A 19342-nucleotide genomic window follows, 5' to 3' on the forward strand; every position below is an offset into this window, starting at 1 on the left:
GAGAACCGTCATGCCTTTGCGAATCCTGCCGTTGCTCCTGCTCGCTGCGATTGGCGTGGTGATGGCTGCAGAAGTCAATTACCCCCTCGATGCACCGGGGCCGGATGGGCGCCGGCCCGGTGGTACCTTGACCCAGACCATGCCGGCTCCGCCCATTGCCAATGAAGAAAACAAGGACCTGAAGCGCGAACGCAATTACCCGGACCAGCCTCCCACCATCCCCCATACCATTCGCGGTTATCAGATCGACCAAAACGGCAACAAGTGCCTGTCGTGTCACAGCCGTGCCAACAGCGCGCGGACCCAGGCAACGATGATCAGCATCACCCACTACATGGACCGCGACGGCCAGGCGCTGGCGGCGGTGTCACCGCGCCGGTACTTCTGTAACCAATGCCACGTGCCGCAAACAGAAGTGCAACCCTTGGTGGGCAACAGTTTCGAGACGATCGACAAAATACTGCAAGACGACGCCAACGCTGCGCAGAAACCCTGAGGAGGCAGCATGAAAGCACTGTTCGCCCTGCTTAAGGATTACTGGGGCATTCTGCGTCGTCCGAGCCTCTACTACAGCCTGGGTTTTCTGACGCTGGGGGGCTTTATCGCCGGGATCATTTTCTGGGGTGGCTTCAACACCGCACTGGAGCTGAGCAATACCGAGAAATTCTGCATCTCCTGTCATGAGATGCGTGACAACGTTTTCGTCGAGCTCAAGGACACGATTCACTACACCAACCGATCCGGCGTGCGCGCCAGTTGCCCGGACTGCCACGTGCCCCACGAATGGACACACAAGATCGCGCGCAAGATGCAGGCTTCAAAGGAGGTGTGGGGCAAGATTTTCGGCACCATCGATACACGCGACAAATTCCTCACTCTGCGTCGCGAACTGGCCGAACATGAGTGGGCAAGGCTCAAGGCCAACGACTCTCGCGAATGCCGTAATTGCCACAACTTCGAGTTCATGGATTTTACCCGCCAGAGCAAGCGCGCTTCGGCCATGCACTCAACTTCTCTGGCCAACGGTGAGGCTACCTGTATCGACTGCCACAAGGGCATCGCTCACAAGCTGCCCGATATGAGCGGAGTGAAAGGCTGGTAAGGATTTTTCGATCCGCCCGCGCTTGTCCTATCCTTTTATCCAACCAACAACGCCGGTCACCGACATGCCCGCCCCCGAATCCACCCTCCTCGACAGCTGGCACCACAACGCCCAATCCTGGATCGACGCCATCCGCACCGGCGCCATCGAAAGCCGCCTCAAGGTCACCGACCAGGCAATCCTGCTGGCGGTGCTGGGCCGCCAGCCCGAGCGCGTGCTCGACCTGGGCTGCGGCGAGGGCTGGCTGTTGCGCGCGCTGGCTGAACGGGGCATCAAGGCGGTCGGTGTAGATGGCGATGCGACGCTGGTCGAGGCAGCCCAGGCGGCGGGCTCTTCGCCGGTGCATCTGGCGAGCTATGAAGCGTTGGTGGAGGCAAAGGTGGACATCGGCCGCGACTACGACCTGATCTGCGCCAACTTCGCCCTGCTGCACCAGGACATCATCCCGCTGCTCGCCGCCATGAACGCCCTGCTCGCCACTGGCGGCGCGCTGGTGATCCAGACGCTGCATCCGTGGACCGCGGCCGCGGGCGACTATCAGGATGGTTGGCGGGAAGAGACCTTCACTGGGTTCAAGGGGCAATGGCAACCCATGCCGTGGTATTTCCGCTCCTTGTCCAGTTGGCTCAATGCACTGGACATGGCCGGTTTTCAGCTGGCCGTCCTGCAGGAACCGCAGCACCCGCAAAGTCCTGTGCCGCAGTCGTTGCTGTTGGTGGCCGAGCAGCGGGGTTCGTGACTCTTCAGTAAGTCCCTTCCCGCACCCACCGCCTGACCTCAGCCTGTATGGCATAAGCCGGCGCCTCCACAGCATTGAAATCCTGTGTATACCGCTGGGCAAATCCTTCTACCCCCCATTCCTGATACTGCTGCACATGCTTTAACTCGTGAGCCCAGAGCGCGACGTTCTGTTCTGCGTTTTGAGCGTCCCGGAAGAGGATGATATCGATCAGCGTCACGGCACCGACATCGGGGTTTTGCAGCATGGCCGTGGCGGCGCTGAATTGGCCGTTGTCGCTGACTTTGTAGCGCGCGGCATCGAGGACGCCGGGGTCGTACCAGCGCAGCAGTTGTTCCCGGACGTGCGGTGGAATGGGTTGGATGTCGGCGGTGGCTGCTTCAGCGCGGGCTTGGGTCAGCCACAGCGCCAGGGCAGGTGCCGCGATCTGGTAGATGCCATCAGGCACTGGCAGGCAGATGCAGCCGTCCAGGCACACTTGTGTCTCGCCAGCTGGACAGGCGTTGGTCTGGGCTGGCACGTCAAGCGTCAGGCAAAGAACCAACAGCGCCACGAGGCGCGTGATGATGGGCGGCATTGGGCGCTCCAGGGACGGACGCAGCGCGAACAGTGGGTCACCATTGATCGACGATCCGCATGGCTTTAGCGTAGTCCCGAACCAAACGCCCCAGCGTTAATCCACGACGAACAACTTGGCACCGGTGGTGCTGAAAGATCGATGCCCCTCAGCGTTGCTGCCCACCTGATAGCTCATCCCGGCGGTGAGCGTGAACTGACGACCATCCTCCAGCTCCGTGTGCAACTCGCCTTCCAGACACAACAGGATATGACCTCTCCAGCACCAGTGATCGGCCAGATACCCGGGACTGTATTCAACCATCCGCACACGCGTTGAACCAAACTGGCAGGTTCGCCAATAGGCGGTACCCGTCTGTCCAGCATACTGAACAGGTTCGACAGTCGACCAATCGGTCGTACCAAAGGGAACAGCCGTCAGATCCATCGTTGCCTCATCAATGAAGGAGTGTCTGTGGACCGTAACCATCCACTACTACTTTCGATAGACACAGATGCGCCGCATTTATGAGATACAGGCGACCCACTCAAGCATGATAGTCAGAGGCAGCTTTCGGCCCAGGCTGTGTAAAAACGTTTTTCAGCGCAACAGGTACTCAAAACCGGACTGGAAATCGCGCTTCTATGCGAAATCCACATCTGCTGACGGGCCAATAAATTTCAGATTGAACGTAGACGCAGAGCAGGCGGGTACGGGATGAGTGACTGCAAAACTCTACTCTGCCAACCGTAACCGCAACCGGCTTCGATGGGATAAGCCTGCTTGCAAGGCAAATGCAACTATCACGGTAGATGGCGCGGAAAAGCTGCTCAGGCCGCCGCCGGAAAACATCAACGCAAGACCCAATGCGGTGGCGCCAAACCAGGCCATCAAGCCCACCGGGTTAAACGCGACCACCCGTTCGAGCGCTGCCACGTCATTGCGTCCGTGGACAATCTGCGCCAACGCCACACCCACCCAGGCCACCACGAAAATCCCCTGATAGGCCAACGCCTTGAGGATGTAGGCAAACACGTCCGCGAGCATCAAGCCGTAGACGATCACCCCCACCGCCACTGCCCACATCAGGTACGAACCGCGAAGGCCAAATCGACCAAAGAACGCCTGCATGTTCAGGGTCGCCAAGTAATAGTTGGCGGTGTTGATCCGGGTTTGCGTGGCCCAGACAAACAGCAATCCCCACAGGCCCATTAACTGCAAAATCGCCATCACCACCGAGACTTCGTTCAGCGCGCCTTCGTGGGGAATGCTGCTGACCAGGTAAATGCCTGCCGCGCCGTTGAGCAGAAACGTCACCGCGTAGAACGGCATGCCGAAGTTCCAGCGACCGTGGTACTCGGCGTCTTCAGGCTTGCCGAAACGCGCATAGTCGAAGGTGAACAGCATCAACACCCAGACACCCATGTAGGCGACAAAACAATCCCACCAGCCGAATGCACTAGGCGTTGCCGGGCCGAAATCCAGCCATTGCGGCTGGTAGCCATAACGGCTGATCGATAGCCCCACCGCCACCAGCAAACCACCGAGGTACACCGGCAGCAATACGCCGTTGAGCTTGTCCAGCCAGTGCTGCACGCTGCCCAGGATCATCGGCACGCTGTAGAGCACCACCGCCAATGCCGCCAGCGGATAGACCAGTTCCGGGTACAGGTGATTGAGCGCGACGGCGATCACCGAACCTTCGAACACCGCGTAATAGATCGCGGTCGAGAAGAAAATCAACGTCGCCAGGCACGCCCCGGTGCTGCCGAACAACAGCCGTGAAAACAACGCCACCGACAAACCGCTGCGAATCGCAAAGCGGCTGAGCACGCTGTTGACCAGTCCATAACTGATCACCGACAGGACCATGCCGATCAGCGCATTGCGCGCACCGAACGACAACGCCAATGAAGCACCCACCACGATGTAAAACATCGCACTGCACACCGCCCACCAGGCCATGGTCAGGGACAGTCGACCCATGCGCGCTTCGGTGGGCACAGGATGATGCGCCGGGTCTTGCCCGGTTTGACTCGATTGCGATAAAGCAGCCATATGCGTGAACTCCAAAACCAGTCAAAGGTTGAAGCGCGGGCAGCCGTCACCGCACCGAAGTGCGGCGTTGGCGTACCGTTTGGCATGGCCCGCGCTAGACGGCGGGCAGAATCAGGAAGGGAACAGCTTGCTCAGGCAGCTGAGTTTTTTCTTATAGGAACGTCGCGCTTCCAGCGCCTCTTCGAGGGTTACCGCGACAAAGCGGGCCTTCTGGTTGGGTTGCATCTGGCCGATCAAATCGAGGTCGGCGCTGATCACCGTGCCAATCATCGCGTAGCCGCCACCGGACACCGCATCACGGTGCAGCACGATGGGTTCGAGCCCGGCGGGCACCTGGATCGAGCCGATCGGGTAGCAACTGTCGACGATGTTCGACGGATCGGAACCGGCGCCGAACGGCTGCTCCCGGGGCTGAAAGCTCAGCGCGCTGCCGCCCTTGAAGCGATAGCCGATGCGATCGGCTTCCGAACCGACCGTCCACGGCTCGACGAAAAAGCTCTTCGCCGCCGATTCGGTCAAGCGGTGGTAGTACAAACCGGGCACCACCCGCAGGGTGATTTCGCCACCCAATGATTGCCGTAACGCCATGGGCAAACTGGCCCCGGCGCGGCTCTTGCCACTGGCGATGCCCACCGGCAATTCGTCGCCTGCAATCAGGCGTCGCCCCTGAAAACCGCCGAGCGCGCCCAGCGCATAGGTGGAGCGACTGCCGAGTACCACCGGCACATCAATGCCGCCGGCCACCGCCACATAAGCGCGGGCACCAGCCTTGGGAAAGTCAAAGCGCAGCACTTGCCCGGCCTTCACGGTGAACGCGGTGTCGTGGTGCATTTCCACGCCATCGACCCGTGACGTCATGTGCGCGCCGCTGACCGCCACCAATGCATCCTGCTGAAACTCCAACTCAGGCCCGAGCAGCGTGCATTCCAGCGCCGCCAAACCTGCCGGGTTGCCGACCAATTGATTGGCCGCGCTCAAGGCGTATTGATCAAGCGCGCCGGACGGCGGAATGCCCAAGTGGTAATACCCTTCGCGGCCCAGGTCTTGTACCGAAGTGGCGAGGCCGGGTTTGAGGACCTTGATCATGCCAACACCTCCTGCAACGACTTGGGATAGCCAACGGGATCGGCGAGGAACGCGTCCAGCGAAAACTCCACCGGCCGAATCCGCAGATCAAAGCAACCGGCTTCCACTTCGGCCACCGCGTGGTCGTAGGCTTCACGGTCCATCGGTTTGAACTGCACGATGTCGCCTGGACGGAAAAACACCATGTGTTCTTTCAGGTACGCGAGGTTCTGTTGCGGGTCGTAGATCGGCGCGGGGGTGACGCCAAACATCTGATAACCGCCGGCGCCGCGCACCGAGTAAATGCAACCAAAGCAACCGCCGTGACCAAGGGTCAATTTCGGTGTGTCGGTGCGCGGGCGCAGGTACTTGGGCACCTGCAACTGACGCTCGCGCTCGACCATCTGGAACATGAACGGCAGCCCGGCAACGAAGCCGACCATCGAGACAAACCACGGCGCGCCACTGTGGGCCGCGATGAATGCATCGACGTCGGCCAGACCGTTGATTCGTGCGGCGTATTCCAGGTCCGTGGCGCTCGGGTCTTGATGGCGGTCGCGAAAACGCATCAAGGTTTCGTGGGTCCAGGGATCGTTGTAGAGCACCGGAATCTCGATAATCCGCGTCTGCAACGTGCGCTCGGCAACGGCTCCGGCCTCGGCGATTTTTACCGCTTCAAGCAAGGTGTGAGGGGCGATGCGATCCGGGTCGAAACGAATCTGGAATGACGCGTTGGCCAGGCAGATATCGAGCACGCCATCCAGCGCCAGCCGTTCCACGGCGCGGGTGACGGCCAGGCCTTTGAAGAACGCGTCCAGGGACATGCTGTCGCTGACTTCGGCAAACAAATGCTCATCGGCGCCAAAGCTGTAGCGGATGGGAGTACTCATGCTTCACCTCCGCTGCGGCGCTCGGCCAGCCAGGTTTCCAGGGTGCCGGTGTGAAAGTCGGCGCTGTGCAGCCACGGTTGTTCCAGCAATTCACCGTGCAACGCCAAGGTGTTGGCCATGCCAGTGAGCGTGGTGTGCGCCACCGCCACTCGCGCTCGGGCCAGGGCTTCGGCGCGATCCGCACCGTGAATAATCAGTTTGGCCAGCAGCGAGTCATAGTACGGCGGCACACGGTAGCCTTGATACAGATGCGTATCGACGCGAATGCCCTCGCCGTTCGGCCAGATCAGTTCCTCGACCAGGCCTGGACTCGGGAAGAAATCCCGCGCCGGGTCTTCAGCGTTCAGGCGCATTTGCAGGGCGGCGCCGTTGAGTCGGATGTCACTTTGCTTGAAGCCCAGCGGCTCGCCGCCAGCGATGCGCAACATGGCCTGGACCAGGTCGATGCCGGTGATCAGTTCGCTGACCGGGTGCTCCACCTGAATCCGCGTGTTCATCTCGATAAAGAAGAACTCGCCAGTGGCGTCGTCATACAGGTATTCCAGGGTGCCGGCGCCCTTGTAGCCCAAAGATTCGGTCAGGCGCACGGCGCTTTCGCAGAGGGTTTCCCGTTGCTGTTGGCTGAGGACTGGCGACGGAGCTTCTTCGAAGATTTTCTGCCGGCGCCGTTGCAGCGAACACTCGCGCTCAAACAAATGCACCGCGTGCTGACCGTCGCCCAACACCTGCACTTCAATATGCCGGGCCCGGCTGATAAACCGCTCCAGATACACCGCGCCATTGCCAAACGCCGCTTGGGCTTCGCGCTGGGAACGGGGAAATTCTTCGCTCAGTTGCTCGACGTTTTCCGCCAGCCGAATACCGCGCCCGCCACCACCGGCCGAAGCTTTGATCAACAACGGGAAGCCAACGGATTCAGCAGCCTTGAGCGCCGACTCGACGTCGAACAGTTCACCCGGCGAACCCGGCACCACCGGTACGCCAGCGGCTTGTGCGGTACGCCGTGCCTCGGCTTTATCGCCCATGCGCCGGATCGTCTCCGCGCTCGGGCCGACGAAAATGGCGCCGGCAGCCACCACCGCTTCGGCGAAATCGGCGTTCTCCGACAGAAAGCCGTAACCGGGAGGCACCGCGTTGGCGCCCGTGACTTTCAAGGCGCCGAGCAAGGCCTCAACGTTCAGGTAACTTTTGTCGGCACGGGCCGGGCCAAGAATGTGCACCTCATCGGCCATGCGCGCGGCCTGGGAATCGACGTCCGCCTCGCTGCACGCAGCAACGGTGGGAATGCCCAGTTCTTTGGCGGCGCGGATAATCCGCACGGCGATCTCGCCACGGTTGGCGACCAGCAGTTTATGAATGGCTTGGGTCATGATCGCGCCCTCACTCGTCGTCGAGTGTTGCGACGACTTGACCCGGCTCCACCGGATCACCGTCTTCTACCAAAAAGGCACTGAGGCGACCGGCCGTCCCGGCGGTCAGTTCGGAGAACTGCTTCATGACCTCGATCAGGCCAATCACCGTGTCGGCGCTGACCTGCGCGCCGACCTCGACGAAGTTCGCCGATTCCGGGGTAGCTTTGCGGTAGAAGGTCCCCGGCAACGGGGTGATTACAGTGTGTTCGGCCATGTCTGTTCCTCTTGGAATAGTTGTAGAAAGGCAGGCAAAAAGTGAATCGGTGGGCAAACCCTGGCGTCTGTGTGCCAGGTGTTTTCGTTCGGTCTCAGCGCGGTGCTCGGACCTCTATGCCGGCGCCATCAAGTGCATGACGCGTGGCTTCGACCAACGCCAGGGCACCCGGCGTGTCGCTGTGCAAACAGATGGAATCGAATTCAATCGCCAGGTCTTCGCCCTCGACGGTGCGCACAACGCCTTGTTGGCAAGCACGCAGCACTCGCTCGGCGACGTGGGCCGGGTCGTAAGCCCGCACGTTGCGGGTGAAGACGATGGAGCCGCTGAGGTCGTATTCGCGGTCGGCGTAGAACTCGCGGATCACCGGTTGGCCGAGTTCCGTGGCAACCCGCCAGATCACCGAATCGGGCATGCAATACAACAGCAACTCCGGCTCCAGGCGCTGGAGGTTTTCCACCAGCAAACGGGCGGCCTCTTCGTCTCGGGCCAGGTGCATGTAGAGCGCGCCGTGGGGTTTGATGTGTTGCAGGGCCACGCCTTGAACCCGGGCGAGTTCACGCAGGGCGCCCAACTGATAGAGCATGTCGTCGACCAGTTCCTGGGCCGGCGCATTGATGTGCCGACGGCCAAAACCAACCAGGTCGCGAAACCCCGGATGCGCGCCGATGGCCACGCCCAGGCGCTTGGCCTGCTCGACGGTGCGGCGCATGGTGCTAGGGTCGCCGGCATGAAAACCGGTGGCGATGTTGGCCGAACTGATAAAGCCCATCAGCTCATTGTCGACGCCATCGCCGATGGTCCAGGGGCCAAAGCCTTCGCCCATGTCCGAGTTGAAATCTACTGCCTGCATGACGCTTGCTCCCGACGCTTGTGACTTCATGCAGGCCAAGTTAGATTCCTCCCAACCCCTTGGGAAGATCTATTATCAGATAGGCCATCTTCTGAAAAACAGATACCTCGTCGCCCGGAGTGCTCATGTCCCTGACCCTGCGCCAAGTCCGCTATTTCGTCGCCACCGCCGAGATCGGGCAAATCTCTCAAGCCGCGATTCATCTGAATATTTCCCAGTCGGCGGTGACCACGGCGATCAAGGAACTGGAAGGCATCCTCGGCACGCTGTTGTTCCAGCGCTCGGCCCAGGGCATGAGCCTGACCGACGCCGGGCGGCACTTTTTGAATCGGGCCTACGTGATTTTGCGCAGTGTCGATGACGCGTTGAACAGCCCGTTGCCGGATATCCGCGCCAGTGGCGTGTTGCGCTTGGCGGCGAGCTACACGGTGATCGGTTATTTCCTGCCGCACCATTTGCAGCGCCTGGAACACTGGCATCCGGACGTGGCCATTGAAGTCCATGAACAGGAACGCCAAGCGATTGAACAAGGCTTGTTGGAAGGTCGTTTTGATATGGCCGTGGTGCTCACCGCCAACCTCACGCACCCGGACATCGTTTCAGAGATTCTCTTCAACTCCGAACGGCGGTTATGGCTGCCCAGCCACCATCCGTTGTGCGAACGCTCGGCGGTCAGCCTCGCCGACGTCGCAAAAGAACCCTACATCCTGCTGACCGTCGACGAAGCCGAACAAAGCGCCATGCGCTACTGGGAACATGCTCATCAGCAGCCAAACGTGCGGGTGCGTACCAGTTCAGTCGAAGCGGTGCGCAGCATGGTCGCCAATGGCAGCGGCGTGGCAATCCTCTCGGACTTGGTGCACCGCCCCTGGTCACTGGAAGGAAAACGCATCGAAACCCTGACAGTCACCGACAAGGTGACGCCGATGAGTGTCGGACTGGCGTGGCATCGCGAGCGCGAATTCAGCCCGGCGATGCAGGCGTTTCGTAACTATTTCCACGATGCATTTTTGGCGCCGCAACAGCTGTCTGCGCGACGCTGAAAACAGCGAAAACCATGTCCTCCTTTTGTGGATTTACGATGAGAGCTTTGGGCCATTCCCGGTCTGTTGTGACGGGAAGATTTTGGCCGTTTTCCGCCCGTCACGAATGACCGGTTGAATCCACAGTCGATTGCTGCCCTTCGCCACAGACGGCAATCGGCCCAAAAGCGGACATCGAGATAGCAAACCTCAAAGGCACCGAACACTGAGGCCGTTGGCTATTTAAGCAGCCGCTCCCTAGAACTTTTCCCTATTTATCTGTCTATGTGGATAGGCACATCCGCTCGGTAAGCGCGAACCCGCAGGATTCCCGCACCCAGATGGCCATACGTCCAATTGTCAGTCAGAGGTTGTCTTCGCTCATGAAATTCCATGACCCACGGATGCTGCTCATCGGCCTGTTCGCGTTCGCGGCAGTGGGCTCGGCATCAGCAACACAGATGAAGACCTCAACCCCTGATTTCGCAACTGAAGTCACAGCCGTTCAGGCTCCTGTCCAGGCCGCCGGCAACCCTTGGCCGACCTTGGCCAGTATGGCCGGCAAGCAGCCAGGGCCGTTGCTTGCCCATGACGACCGATACTGGCATGACGGCCGTTGGCACGATCGTAGAGACGATTGGCGCCGAGACGACTGGCGTAGAGATCAGTGGCGTAGAGAGCAAGCCCGCCGAGAAGCTGAACGTCGTGATTGGGAGCGCCACCAGGATCGGGCCATGCGGCACCGCTACGAGGATGATCACCGCTACTATCGTCGCTAGTGCGAAGCCACGGGATTATCCGCCTGCAACACCTGCGACTTATCCGGCCAGAAGGACACTCAAAAACTCAACCGCGTATCAGGTAGGCTCCTGACGGAACCCGATGTCGCAGCTTCTTGCACTTGCCGGGTGCGGGCTGATGCCCGGGTGGGCGATCAGGAAACCAGATTCGGCATTTACCCGGTGGCGGCCAATGGCCGCGGGGGATCTGAACCTCATCGTACGCGGGCTCTGGCTCGACGGAAGCCACTGGCAATTCTCCTTCAGGCAGTGACCTGCCAGCCGTCGGCGAATCCGGTACGGTCTCTGCCTTTGCGCTAACGAAGTTGCCAGCGTTGGATTGTTCAGCAGCGGCCATTTCTGCTTCGCGGCGCCTTTTGGCCTCTTCTTCGAGCCCTTTCTGTACGGCGACCAGGTCCTCTTTGGCGTTGGGTGAGGTATTCGAAGCCTTGGCCTGCTGCGCCGCCTGAATCAATTGGAAGTTGCGGTTGCGTAACTCGACGTTAGGGCCAACCCGCATGTTCGAGCGCGCCGCCAACGTTTCTGCCTGCTGGTACTGCCCCTGCTGAAGACGCAACACACCAAGGTAATGCAGCGTCGCGGGATTGTTCGGCTGGATATGCAGGGCACGCTCCAGCGTGGCAGCGGCTTGGTCCAACTGGCCATTTTCGTACTGCCGCGAGGCAGTTTCGATTAGCGTGGTTGATGCGCTGTTACTTTGCGAGGGCGCTCTTCGCTCGGCAGCAACCGAGCAAAGCGACGCGACGGCGCAGAACGCCAGGAGGAGACCCGGCAGAAAACTCTTGGTTGGCATCAGGGGGCGGACTCGGATGATCTCGGACGGCACTGCCGTAAAACAGGCCACCAGCGCTGCTCGGCATCGCCGATACAGGGCCCCTGTTGACCTGGCCAGTACCCTGAAGTTCCCGCTGCAACGGCCATTGCGGATGGCGTGGAATTCGCAGGCCACCGCAACCAGTCTGATTTTTTACCACCCCACCCAGTCGATTCACGACTCGCCGTCAACAAGTCTCACTCTGTGGCAGTCAGACGGTCCAAGTTTTTGACCGCTTGATGAGCGAACATCAATCGGCATCAGGGGCTGGCCGGACTCGTTGTCTATCAGCGCAGAACGCGTCTCCTGCGGCTCGAACAGAAAACGTTCGCCCCACTGCCTCATGCTGACCACAACCGGAAAGATCTCCCGTCCTTTGTCCGTAAGGACGTACTCCTTGTAGGCGCTTCCATCTGACGCCGGTCGAACGTCGAATACCCCGACCTCGACCAACGCTTTCAGCCGCGATGCCAGAATATTTTTGGCCACGCCCAAGCTCTTTTGAAATTCGCTGAATCGGCGAATGTCATCAAAAGCGTCGCGGATGATCATGAGCGACCATCGATCCCCAATTGCCTCCAGTGTCCTTGCTACCGGGCATTCACTGCGTTGCGGTGAAGCGTCTTCGACCATCTTTTTTGACCTTCCGGAATGTGGATTTGCCAAGTATGTCCACCAGGCTGGCGCAATGTGGTTGCAATTTAAAACCTGATACGACAACAATTGAATCTAGTTTTCAATTGAAACCAGTTTAACGCCATGGAGGTGTACATGACAGCAGATGCCGACTCAGCCACCAAACGGTTCTCCAAGCAGCCTTCGGGACTGCTGCATTCGGATACCGGAGAAAGCAGCAGGACCGACCGGTCTCCGGGGCTTTCTCCGTCGCTCACGTTATTGTTTTCTGTCACCTGCGCACTTGCAGTAGCCAACGTTTACTTCGCGCAACCGTTACTCGATTCAATGGCTCAGAGCCTGGGCGTGGCCTCATCAATGATCGGAGTTGTCGTGACTGCTACTCAGGTTGGTTACGCGCTGGGGTTGCTGTTCATCGTCCCACTGGGCGATTTGGTAAACCGTAAACGGCTGATTCTGACTCAGGTAGTGCTGTCTGCGGTTGCACTCGCGGCGGTCGGCGCAGCACAGCAATGGCTGGCCCTGTTGGGTGCCATGATCGTGATGGGCTTACTGGCAGTGGTTGTTCAAGTGCTTGTGGCATACGCCGCCGTGTTGGCAACGCCATCACAACGGGGGCAGACAGTGGGAACCGTCACCAGTGGAATTGTCCTGGGCATTCTTCTGGCGCGGTTTACCTCTGGCCTTATTGCGGACATCGCGGGCTGGCGCGCCGTTTACTTCGTGTCCTCAGGATTGATGCTGACCATCGCGGCGGTGCTGTGGAAAGTGGTTCCTGTCACGGCGCCGCCAAGGCACCAAGACTCCTACCTGGCGCTCATAAAGTCGGTCTTCAAACTCTTCATCACCGAACGCACTTTACGCGCCAGGGGCCTTCTGGCCTTACTGATCTTTGCCGCTTTTTCCGTGCTGTGGACATCCATGGTGCTGCCGTTGAGCGCCCCGCCGCTGTCGCTTTCACACACGGCCATCGGCATGTTTGGATTGGCCGGCGTCGCCGGTGCCCTTGCTGCCAGAAGTGCCGGTCGCTGGGCCGATCAAGGTTTGGGACAACGGGTTACCGGCATTTCGCTGGGGCTCCTGACGCTTTCCTGGTTGCCCATCACTTTTGCCGAGACGTCCTTGATCGCGCTGGTCTGCGGAGTGGTCTTGCTCGACTTCGCGGTGCAAGCAGTACACGTCACCAACCAGAGCCTCATTTTTGCTGCACGACCCGACGCCCAAAGTCGCATGGTCGGCGCATACATGTGCTTCTACTCGGTCGGTAGCGCGCTGGGAGCCGCAGCCGCGACCCAGGTTTATGCGCTTTGGGGCTGGATGGCAGTAAGTCTGCTGGGCGCCTTGATCAGCGCTACTGCCTTGATTCTGTGGTTTCTCACGTCTCATTTTTCAACGACCCATCAAGGAAGATCAGCATGAAAGCCAGGCACCTCCTACTTTCAGTACGCGGGAACCGGACCTTCTCATGCTGATTGTCTGCGCCAGGTGCCGGGTGATGTGCCGAACTGGCGTTTGAATGCGCGACTGAACGCAGCTTCGGATTCGTAGCCAACTGCAAAGCCGATTTGCGCCACATTACCGCGACCTTCGCGCAGGTGTTGAGCCGCCACGTGCATACGCCAGAGCGTCAGGTATTGCATCGGTGGCTGTCCGACCAATGCCGTGAATCGCTCCGCGAATACCGAGCGCGACATGCCCACTTCAAGCGCCAGGGCTTCTGCCGTCCAGCCCTCGGTTGGTCGGGCATGGAGCAGCGCCAGTGCGCGCCCGATATGCGGATCCCGCAAACCCGCCAGCCACCCGCGCCGTTCAACGGGGAGGTTCGCGACATACTGGCTGACGGCTTCGACGAACAGCAATTCGGATAACTTGGCGATGACCGTTGTCGAGCCGACGCGCCCCGCCGCGATCTCACTGACAGCGAAACGGAATGAGCTTTCAATCCAGGCCCCCGAAGCCGTCGCGCGTACGTCTAACTTCAATAAGGATGGCAGCGACGAAAGCAACGGACTGAACGGTGTTTCAGAGCCGAGGAATCCGCACAATAACTGTGTGGCCTCGCCGTCCCCGCCGTACTTGATTCGTGAAATGCCGCCGACTTCCGGCGGCTGAATAACCTCGCGCGCCGACATGGGCGCAATGCTTAGATCACTGCCAAAAGTGTGAACGTCATTGCGAGGAAGCAGAATGAGTTCGCCTGCCCGTACGTCGAGGGTGGCGCCATCGTCGATTCGCAATTGCATGTGCCCCGCCGCGACAAAATGCGACGCAATGATATGTCGAGGTGCCGCCAGGAACGGTTTGCAATCGTCCGCTGAGATTCTTCCACTGACGCACCAGGGCGCAGTGAACTCCGCCTCGAGGAAGACCCCTCCAGACAGCCGAATCACACGCAAGACATCAGAAAGCGCATCCAACAATTGCCAGCCCTCCTTTCCGGAGTCCGGAGCATGTAATCAGGCGCACTGGTCATTCACTGCCTGAACTGCGAGGCCCAGATTAGCACCAACGCGGACACAGTGATCGAGGCGATCCCCAGATGCTTCGCCACTGGTCATTGACTCCCGCGTTAACCGTAATTGGCCCACTCCAACTCGACCACGGAAGCCGGAGATCAATATGAACACCGCAGCGACCCTACCCAGCTCAGATTCGGGCAACGCCGCCCGTTATGCTCAACTTGTCAGATCATCGAAGAAAGCGGAATGGCAGATCGATCGCGATTTGCTACAGGACCGCAGGTTCGACTTCTCGCGCAAATTCTTGCCCGACGGACTATCGCGGATCGACCGCCTGACCTTTCTCGCCGCGGACGAGGCGCGCCTGCTTAGCCAGATTCAGGGTCGAACCTATGCGTATATCTTTGGCCTGGTCGAGCGTTTTATCAGTGCCAAAATGCTCGATCAAGGTCGGGCCCACGTATTTGACGATCAGCTCGCACTCGAAGCGCTGGTGCGTTTTTCCAACGACGAGATCAAGCATCAGGAGCTGTTCCGGCGCATTGAGACGATGATGGGTACGCAATTGCCAGCGGGATATCGTCAAGTTGCTGATCCAAACGATGTGGCGCGCGCGGTACTGGCGGCCAGCACCTGGTCGGTTCTGGCGCTGACCTGTCATATCGAGCTGTTTGTTCAGACGCACTACGTGCAAAGCATCGCCCCGCACGAGGAGTTGTGCCCACTCTTCAAGGATGTCTTCAAATTTCACTGGAAGGATGAAAGCCGGCACGTCGTACTCGATGAACTCGAGTGGGAGGCGGAGCACGCGAAACTCTCGCTAACCGAGCGCGACCAGGCAGTGAACGATCTGATTGCGCTGGTGGCGGCCGTCGACGCAATCCTGCAGGCACAATCGGCATCCGATGCCGACTACTTCATTCGAAATGTTTCACGATCGTTCAGTGTCGATGAGACAGCGCAAATCAAAGCCTCCGTGCTGAGCGCCTACCGCTGGCAATACATTATCTCGGGCGTGCAGCATCCACACTTTGGCCGGCTGCTGACGCGCATGACAACTCCAGCACAGATGTCCAGGATTCAGACCGCACTGGCACCCATCATGAGTAATTGATCGAAAGGGGGCGACCGACCGCGCGTCGGTCGCGCTACGGTGCGATGACGTGCTGAAAATGATTGATTGAGGAAGGCAGCCATGACGATTCCGATGTGGATGCTGCTTGGATTTGCGACCTGGACTTTGCTGCTGTTGATGGCAACCGTCGGGGTGTATCGCTGGGTCAGAATCCTGTTCTCGAATGTTCCGATTGCTTCTTTCCGAAGCGATCAGCTCGAAGGCGAGGATTGGTATCGGCGCGGGACAAGAGCACACGCGAACTGTGTGGAAAACCTGCCTGTCTTTGGCGTCATCGTGTTGGTGATTTCAGCCCTTGGGGTCGGCGGCCCTGCAGTGAACTACTTGTCGATAATCATCCTGATCGCTCGCGTGTGTCAGTCTCTGGTTCACGTATCGCATGTGCAAACCGATACGTTCGTGACGGTTCGGTTTACCTTCTTTTGCGTGCAGTTGGTCTGCTTTCTCGCACTCATTGTTATAGCCGCTTGTTACGGCGTATGAAGACACAAACCAGGGGCGATTTTTTCGTACAAACCCTGGACCGCGCTCAAGCCAGCAGCTCGGTGATCCACCGGGCCTGCCGGGCGACGTCTTGCACCTTCTCCTCGGGCACGGCCTGCCGCGCACGGGCGAAGTGGGTCAGGGTCTTCTGCTTCTCGCGCAGTATGCGCTGCCACTTGATCAGGAACGCCGGGCTGCGTGCCTGCATCTGCAGCGGGCCGAAGTACAGCTCCTCGGCGGTGTACGTCACCGGCCCGGCGCGCTCGGCGACGATGATTTCATAGTCGAAGCGATTTTCCCGCAACAGTTCCTCGCAGAGGATGCGGTAGCCATTTTCCATCAGCCATTGGCGCAGTGGCTGCTCGCCGCCGTTGGGCTGCAGAATCAGGCGCTCCTGGCCGCTCAGGCGTGTCTTGCCGCTGTCGAGGATGTCGCGGATCGTCTCGCCGCCCATGCCGCAGATGCTGATCGCCGTGATCCCGTCTCCCGGCTCGATCGCCGCCAGACCATTGGCCAGGCGCACGGTGATCCGCTGGTCCAGGTCGTTCTCGCGCACGGTGCGTTCGGCCGAGTGGAACGGCGTCAATGCCACCTCGCCGGCCACCGCCGCCGCGATCGCGCCACGGCGCATCAACGCCACCGGCAGGTAGCCGTGATCCGAGCCGATATCGGCCAGGCGCGCATCTGCTGGCACATGCGCCGCCACGCGCTCCAGGCGCTGGGACAATGTCTGTTCGTTCAACCGCCGTTCCTTTTTCAGTGTCCGCGTCAGGTCGATATCAGCAGGTAGCGAAAGGCGCAAGCACCTGTGGTATTGCCATACCCACGTTGAGAGAAATTCCCCATAAATGGGCTGTATTACCCGCATCCAGTTTCAACTTTTTCGATGGAGAACTGACCACAGAATCAGGCTGCCCCGTCGGCGGGGGATTATAGGCTGTTAATTTTTTTGGCACAGAGAATGCTGTGTGTTCACTAGTTGCCTTGAAAAACACCTGCGCCGCAGATCAGGCGAGCAATGCCAGCCCTTCCGAGGAGTCACTTTCATGCGCATCGAGCCGCTAATCCTCACGCTGGTACTCATCCTTTTCATTTTTACGATAGGGACAGCCTGGAGTCTTATCAACTTGTTCAGCAGTTAAGAGTCAGTGGGAAGCATTCATGGACAGGCGGGGGACAGAAACGACAAGCCCCGCAATGTGCAGGGCCCGTTGGGCACAAGATCACGCCGGGCCGACATCCAGTCATGCAGAGCTTCAATGTCGCAGTTTCAAGGCTTGATCTGGCCCTGATTGGCGCACAAAGAGCCCAGCCCGAGCAGCAGGGCCGAACGCTTGGGTTTCAGGTACGACTCGATCCGTGTCAGGGTGCAAGGCGCCAGGGCTTGTAATGCCGCTGGAAGCGGTTCCTGGACAAACAGCAGGCCCGGCGTATGGACTACGTTGCCGGCCTGCGACTCGGTGATCGAACTGACGGGCCGCCCCATGTAATAGACCAGGCGAATGTCAGCAGCTCCCAAGCTATAGGTCGGGAAGTTTGGGTACGCGTCGGTGGCGGCCTTTATCTGCGCAAATCCGTCGATCCGATGGGCGAACACCCGCCCTTCAAGACCCAAGTAGAACAGCGTGTATCCCGCCAGTACCACGGCCGGAACAACGCGCAGACTCCAGCGCTGCCAAGGGTGCCGGGCCTGGGTCAGCAGTTGGCTCCAGTGCCAGGCCAACAGCAGGGCGATGGCCGGGTAGATAGGCAACAGGTACTTGGCGTGCTTTTCGGTGAACAGCGAGAACAGCAGCAGAGGCACCAGAATGCAGCACAGCAACAGGGTCAGCTGCGGGCTCAGGCGGATGGCGTGCCAGAGTTGCCGTGGCCGTACCAGTAATATCAGCCAGAAGGGAAAGAAATCCCCAGCCAGATACAACAGATAGGCATACCAGGCTTCTGCCCCCTGGCCATTGATTTTCTTGACGATGTCTTCGTTGAGGATGGCCGACCAGACGCCCCAGCCCTCCTGCATCGACACCGCCAGATACCAGGAAATCCCGACCAGCACCGCAAGCATCCAGCCCCAGCCGTCACACAGAAAAGCTCGGGCCAGACGATCGCGGCTGATCAACGCATAGACCAGTATCGGTGCGGTCACCCACAACAGACAGACCGGCCCCTTGGTCAGCAAGGCACAGCCGAGCAGCCCGTAACTGAGCCAGACCCAGCTGCGACCGCCTTGCGCGAACAGAAAGCGCCCAGCACAAAACAGCGCCAGCAGACACAGGCTGGTCAAAGGCATTTCGATTTCTGCCCGGCGGGCAAACAGGCTGAACCCGGCATTCGCCGCCAGGAACACCACAGCCAGCAGCGCCACTTGTCGCCCGGCGAATGCACTCGCCTGGCGATACAAGGTCAGACAACACAGCGTCGCAAACAGCGCCGAAGGCAGGCGCACGCTCCATTCGGAGAGGCTGCCCAACAGTGACGTGCTGACCAGGGCCAGCCAATAGAACAGCGGCGGTTTGGACAGGTACAGCTCGCCGTTCATGTACGGCAACAGCCATTGGCCAGCCTCGTGCATTTCCCGTGTCGTAACGGCGCGCCGGGCTTCATTGACGCTCATGAACGGCAAACTCCCCAGCCCCCAATAAAACAGCAGCAGGAGCAACACCGCCACACCCAGGGTTGGCCAGTCCAGCGCGCGCCGCGCGGTTTGCATCGGCAGGAATGCCACGCCTTCTCTACTCATACACGCCTTACTCCTTCCCCAAGATGCACGAAAATACGTGAGTCTGCCCAACAGGTCAGCTCATCGTGTTTTCGTGAACTAATAACAACGTATTGCGCCTTCACGTAAGTTCCCGCTGGTTTCCAACGGGACACGAAGTGTAGCCAAGGCTGTAGAAAAGTTAGCGTGCGCTAATCACACTTTGCAAACTTGGGTTTCGCCGACTAATGCCAGTCAGTTAAGCAATAACGCGATCTGTAGCCGGACTCACGACTGCTACGCAGCCGAACGCAGCCTCGCGGGCTCGGCAGCTGCTACAGCGTTGCGGGGCTGGGTAGGTGACTTGGCCGGACGGATACAAAAACGGCCAGTTTTTTTAAAAAGAAAA

Annotated in this window: 21 protein-coding genes; 8 read left to right on the forward strand and 13 right to left on the reverse strand. The window is 59.6% G+C overall.

Features of this window, described 5'->3' with window-relative positions; genetic code table 11:
• Window positions 1-10: 10 nt before the first annotated feature.
• From AC3IUE_RS21675 to AC3IUE_RS21685, 3 genes are all read left to right on the forward strand, one after another.
• Window positions 11-496, forward strand: a complete 486-nt coding sequence (locus AC3IUE_RS21675) for a nitrate reductase cytochrome c-type subunit (protein ID WP_046046763.1) — start codon at window positions 11-13, stop codon at window positions 494-496.
• 9 nt (window positions 497-505) lie between these two features.
• Window positions 506-1102: a cytochrome c3 family protein gene (locus tag AC3IUE_RS21680; protein ID WP_033059988.1), complete on the forward strand. Its 597-nt coding sequence runs from the start codon at window positions 506-508 to the stop codon at window positions 1100-1102.
• 64 nt (window positions 1103-1166) lie between these two features.
• Window positions 1167-1841, forward strand: a complete 675-nt coding sequence (locus tag AC3IUE_RS21685; protein ID WP_489263716.1) for a class I SAM-dependent methyltransferase — start codon at window positions 1167-1169, stop codon at window positions 1839-1841.
• A gap of 4 nt (window positions 1842-1845) precedes the next feature.
• On the opposite strand, the gene AC3IUE_RS21690 is transcribed toward AC3IUE_RS21685, so the two are convergent.
• From AC3IUE_RS21690 to AC3IUE_RS21725, 8 genes are all read right to left on the reverse strand, one after another.
• Entirely contained in the window at window positions 1846-2418 is a 573-nt protein-coding gene (locus tag AC3IUE_RS21690) for an eCIS core domain-containing protein (protein WP_489263717.1), read from the reverse strand.
• Window positions 2419-2514: 96 nt separating this feature from the next.
• On the reverse strand, window positions 2515-2844 hold the full coding sequence (locus tag AC3IUE_RS21695; protein WP_056744797.1) for a DHCW motif cupin fold protein: 330 nt from the start codon (window positions 2842-2844) through the stop codon (window positions 2515-2517).
• 288 nt (window positions 2845-3132) lie between these two features.
• The gene (locus AC3IUE_RS21700; protein WP_489263718.1) at window positions 3133-4455 is read right to left on the reverse strand and encodes a purine-cytosine permease family protein; all 1323 of its coding nucleotides are present in this window, start codon (window positions 4453-4455) and stop codon (window positions 3133-3135) included.
• A gap of 111 nt (window positions 4456-4566) precedes the next feature.
• Complete coding sequence (locus tag AC3IUE_RS21705) at window positions 4567-5541, reverse strand: 5-oxoprolinase subunit C family protein (protein ID WP_489263719.1); 975 nt, start codon at window positions 5539-5541, stop codon at window positions 4567-4569.
• Entirely contained in the window at window positions 5538-6410 is an 873-nt protein-coding gene (locus AC3IUE_RS21710) for a 5-oxoprolinase subunit B family protein (protein ID WP_415757034.1), read from the reverse strand. Before AC3IUE_RS21710 ends, AC3IUE_RS21705 begins: the two co-directional genes overlap by 4 nt.
• Window positions 6407-7780 (reverse strand): acetyl-CoA carboxylase biotin carboxylase subunit, encoded by a 1374-nt coding sequence (locus AC3IUE_RS21715; RefSeq protein WP_489263720.1) that lies wholly within the window; start codon window positions 7778-7780, stop codon window positions 6407-6409. Before AC3IUE_RS21715 ends, AC3IUE_RS21710 begins: the two co-directional genes overlap by 4 nt.
• A 10-nt stretch (window positions 7781-7790) precedes the next feature.
• Window positions 7791-8036: an acetyl-CoA carboxylase gene (locus AC3IUE_RS21720; protein ID WP_095079351.1), complete on the reverse strand. Its 246-nt coding sequence runs from the start codon at window positions 8034-8036 to the stop codon at window positions 7791-7793.
• Window positions 8037-8130: 94 nt separating this feature from the next.
• Window positions 8131-8889 (reverse strand): 5-oxoprolinase subunit PxpA, encoded by a 759-nt coding sequence (locus AC3IUE_RS21725; protein ID WP_489263721.1) that lies wholly within the window; start codon window positions 8887-8889, stop codon window positions 8131-8133.
• A gap of 125 nt (window positions 8890-9014) precedes the next feature.
• Between AC3IUE_RS21725 and AC3IUE_RS21730 the strand changes: the two genes are divergently transcribed.
• Window positions 9015-9932, forward strand: coding sequence for a LysR family transcriptional regulator (locus tag AC3IUE_RS21730; protein WP_047882404.1), 918 nt, complete (start codon window positions 9015-9017; stop codon window positions 9930-9932).
• A 362-nt stretch (window positions 9933-10294) separates the two neighbouring features.
• Window positions 10295-10690 carry a hypothetical protein gene (locus AC3IUE_RS21735; RefSeq protein ID WP_489263722.1) on the forward strand — a complete coding sequence of 132 codons (396 nt, stop codon included), beginning with the start codon at window positions 10295-10297 and terminating at the stop codon, window positions 10688-10690.
• 67 nt (window positions 10691-10757) lie between these two features.
• On the opposite strand, the gene AC3IUE_RS21740 is transcribed toward AC3IUE_RS21735, so the two are convergent.
• Window positions 10758-11504, reverse strand: a complete 747-nt coding sequence (locus tag AC3IUE_RS21740) for a tetratricopeptide repeat protein (protein WP_489263723.1) — start codon at window positions 11502-11504, stop codon at window positions 10758-10760.
• 195 nt (window positions 11505-11699) lie between these two features.
• Window positions 11700-12158, reverse strand: coding sequence for a winged helix-turn-helix transcriptional regulator (locus AC3IUE_RS21745; protein ID WP_489263724.1), 459 nt, complete (start codon window positions 12156-12158; stop codon window positions 11700-11702).
• 138 nt (window positions 12159-12296) lie between these two features.
• On the opposite strand from AC3IUE_RS21745, the gene AC3IUE_RS21750 reads away from it, so the two are divergent.
• Window positions 12297-13580 carry an MFS transporter gene (locus tag AC3IUE_RS21750; protein ID WP_489263726.1) on the forward strand — a complete coding sequence of 428 codons (1284 nt, stop codon included), beginning with the start codon at window positions 12297-12299 and terminating at the stop codon, window positions 13578-13580.
• A gap of 44 nt (window positions 13581-13624) precedes the next feature.
• Here the strand turns inward: AC3IUE_RS21750 and AC3IUE_RS21755 are convergent, their stop codons facing one another.
• A complete protein-coding gene (locus AC3IUE_RS21755; protein WP_489263728.1) occupies window positions 13625-14581 on the reverse strand; it encodes an AraC family transcriptional regulator in 957 nt (318 codons plus the stop codon).
• Between the two features lie 199 nt (window positions 14582-14780).
• Here AC3IUE_RS21755 and AC3IUE_RS21760 point away from each other — a divergent pair, with 199 nt between their 5' ends.
• Together AC3IUE_RS21760 and AC3IUE_RS21765 are read left to right on the forward strand one after the other, a co-directional pair.
• Window positions 14781-15734 carry a hypothetical protein gene (locus AC3IUE_RS21760; protein WP_489263729.1) on the forward strand — a complete coding sequence of 318 codons (954 nt, stop codon included), beginning with the start codon at window positions 14781-14783 and terminating at the stop codon, window positions 15732-15734.
• 81 nt (window positions 15735-15815) lie between these two features.
• Window positions 15816-16238: an MAPEG family protein gene (locus AC3IUE_RS21765; RefSeq protein ID WP_489263730.1), complete on the forward strand. Its 423-nt coding sequence runs from the start codon at window positions 15816-15818 to the stop codon at window positions 16236-16238.
• Window positions 16239-16284: 46 nt separating this feature from the next.
• On the opposite strand, the gene AC3IUE_RS21770 is transcribed toward AC3IUE_RS21765, so the two are convergent.
• Both AC3IUE_RS21770 and AC3IUE_RS21775 read right to left on the reverse strand, forming a co-directional pair.
• A complete protein-coding gene (locus tag AC3IUE_RS21770; protein ID WP_489268920.1) occupies window positions 16285-16980 on the reverse strand; it encodes a tRNA (adenine(22)-N(1))-methyltransferase in 696 nt (231 codons plus the stop codon).
• 528 nt (window positions 16981-17508) lie between these two features.
• A complete protein-coding gene (locus tag AC3IUE_RS21775) occupies window positions 17509-18975 on the reverse strand; it encodes an ArnT family glycosyltransferase (RefSeq protein WP_489263731.1) in 1467 nt (488 codons plus the stop codon).
• Window positions 18976-19342: the final 367 nt, after the last annotated feature.

The sequence above is a fragment of the Pseudomonas sp. GL_093 genome, from assembly GCF_057837605.1.

What these genes read in the sequence shown, in the direction of transcription:
- AC3IUE_RS21675 (WP_046046763.1), top strand. Translation starts at nt 11, where the DNA reads ATGCCTTTGCGAATCCTGCCGTTGCTCCTGCTCGCTGCGATTGGCGTG.
- AC3IUE_RS21680 (WP_033059988.1), top strand. Translation starts at nt 506, where the DNA reads ATGAAAGCACTGTTCGCCCTGCTTAAGGATTACTGGGGCATTCTGCGT.
- AC3IUE_RS21685 (WP_489263716.1), top strand. Translation starts at nt 1,167, where the DNA reads ATGCCCGCCCCCGAATCCACCCTCCTCGACAGCTGGCACCACAACGCC.
- AC3IUE_RS21690 (WP_489263717.1), bottom strand. Translation starts at nt 2,418, where the DNA reads ATGCCGCCCATCATCACGCGCCTCGTGGCGCTGTTGGTTCTTTGCCTG.
- AC3IUE_RS21695 (WP_056744797.1), bottom strand. Translation starts at nt 2,844, where the DNA reads ATGGATCTGACGGCTGTTCCCTTTGGTACGACCGATTGGTCGACTGTC.
- AC3IUE_RS21700 (WP_489263718.1), bottom strand. Translation starts at nt 4,455, where the DNA reads ATGGCTGCTTTATCGCAATCGAGTCAAACCGGGCAAGACCCGGCGCAT.
- AC3IUE_RS21705 (WP_489263719.1), bottom strand. Translation starts at nt 5,541, where the DNA reads ATGATCAAGGTCCTCAAACCCGGCCTCGCCACTTCGGTACAAGACCTG.
- AC3IUE_RS21710 (WP_415757034.1), bottom strand. Translation starts at nt 6,410, where the DNA reads ATGAGTACTCCCATCCGCTACAGCTTTGGCGCCGATGAGCATTTGTTT.
- AC3IUE_RS21715 (WP_489263720.1), bottom strand. Translation starts at nt 7,780, where the DNA reads ATGACCCAAGCCATTCATAAACTGCTGGTCGCCAACCGTGGCGAGATC.
- AC3IUE_RS21720 (WP_095079351.1), bottom strand. Translation starts at nt 8,036, where the DNA reads ATGGCCGAACACACTGTAATCACCCCGTTGCCGGGGACCTTCTACCGC.
- AC3IUE_RS21725 (WP_489263721.1), bottom strand. Translation starts at nt 8,889, where the DNA reads ATGCAGGCAGTAGATTTCAACTCGGACATGGGCGAAGGCTTTGGCCCC.
- AC3IUE_RS21730 (WP_047882404.1), top strand. Translation starts at nt 9,015, where the DNA reads ATGTCCCTGACCCTGCGCCAAGTCCGCTATTTCGTCGCCACCGCCGAG.
- AC3IUE_RS21735 (WP_489263722.1), top strand. Translation starts at nt 10,295, where the DNA reads ATGAAATTCCATGACCCACGGATGCTGCTCATCGGCCTGTTCGCGTTC.
- AC3IUE_RS21740 (WP_489263723.1), bottom strand. Translation starts at nt 11,504, where the DNA reads ATGCCAACCAAGAGTTTTCTGCCGGGTCTCCTCCTGGCGTTCTGCGCC.
- AC3IUE_RS21745 (WP_489263724.1), bottom strand. Translation starts at nt 12,158, where the DNA reads ATGGTCGAAGACGCTTCACCGCAACGCAGTGAATGCCCGGTAGCAAGG.
- AC3IUE_RS21750 (WP_489263726.1), top strand. Translation starts at nt 12,297, where the DNA reads ATGACAGCAGATGCCGACTCAGCCACCAAACGGTTCTCCAAGCAGCCT.
- AC3IUE_RS21760 (WP_489263729.1), top strand. Translation starts at nt 14,781, where the DNA reads ATGAACACCGCAGCGACCCTACCCAGCTCAGATTCGGGCAACGCCGCC.
- AC3IUE_RS21765 (WP_489263730.1), top strand. Translation starts at nt 15,816, where the DNA reads ATGACGATTCCGATGTGGATGCTGCTTGGATTTGCGACCTGGACTTTG.
- AC3IUE_RS21775 (WP_489263731.1), bottom strand. Translation starts at nt 18,975, where the DNA reads ATGAGTAGAGAAGGCGTGGCATTCCTGCCGATGCAAACCGCGCGGCGC.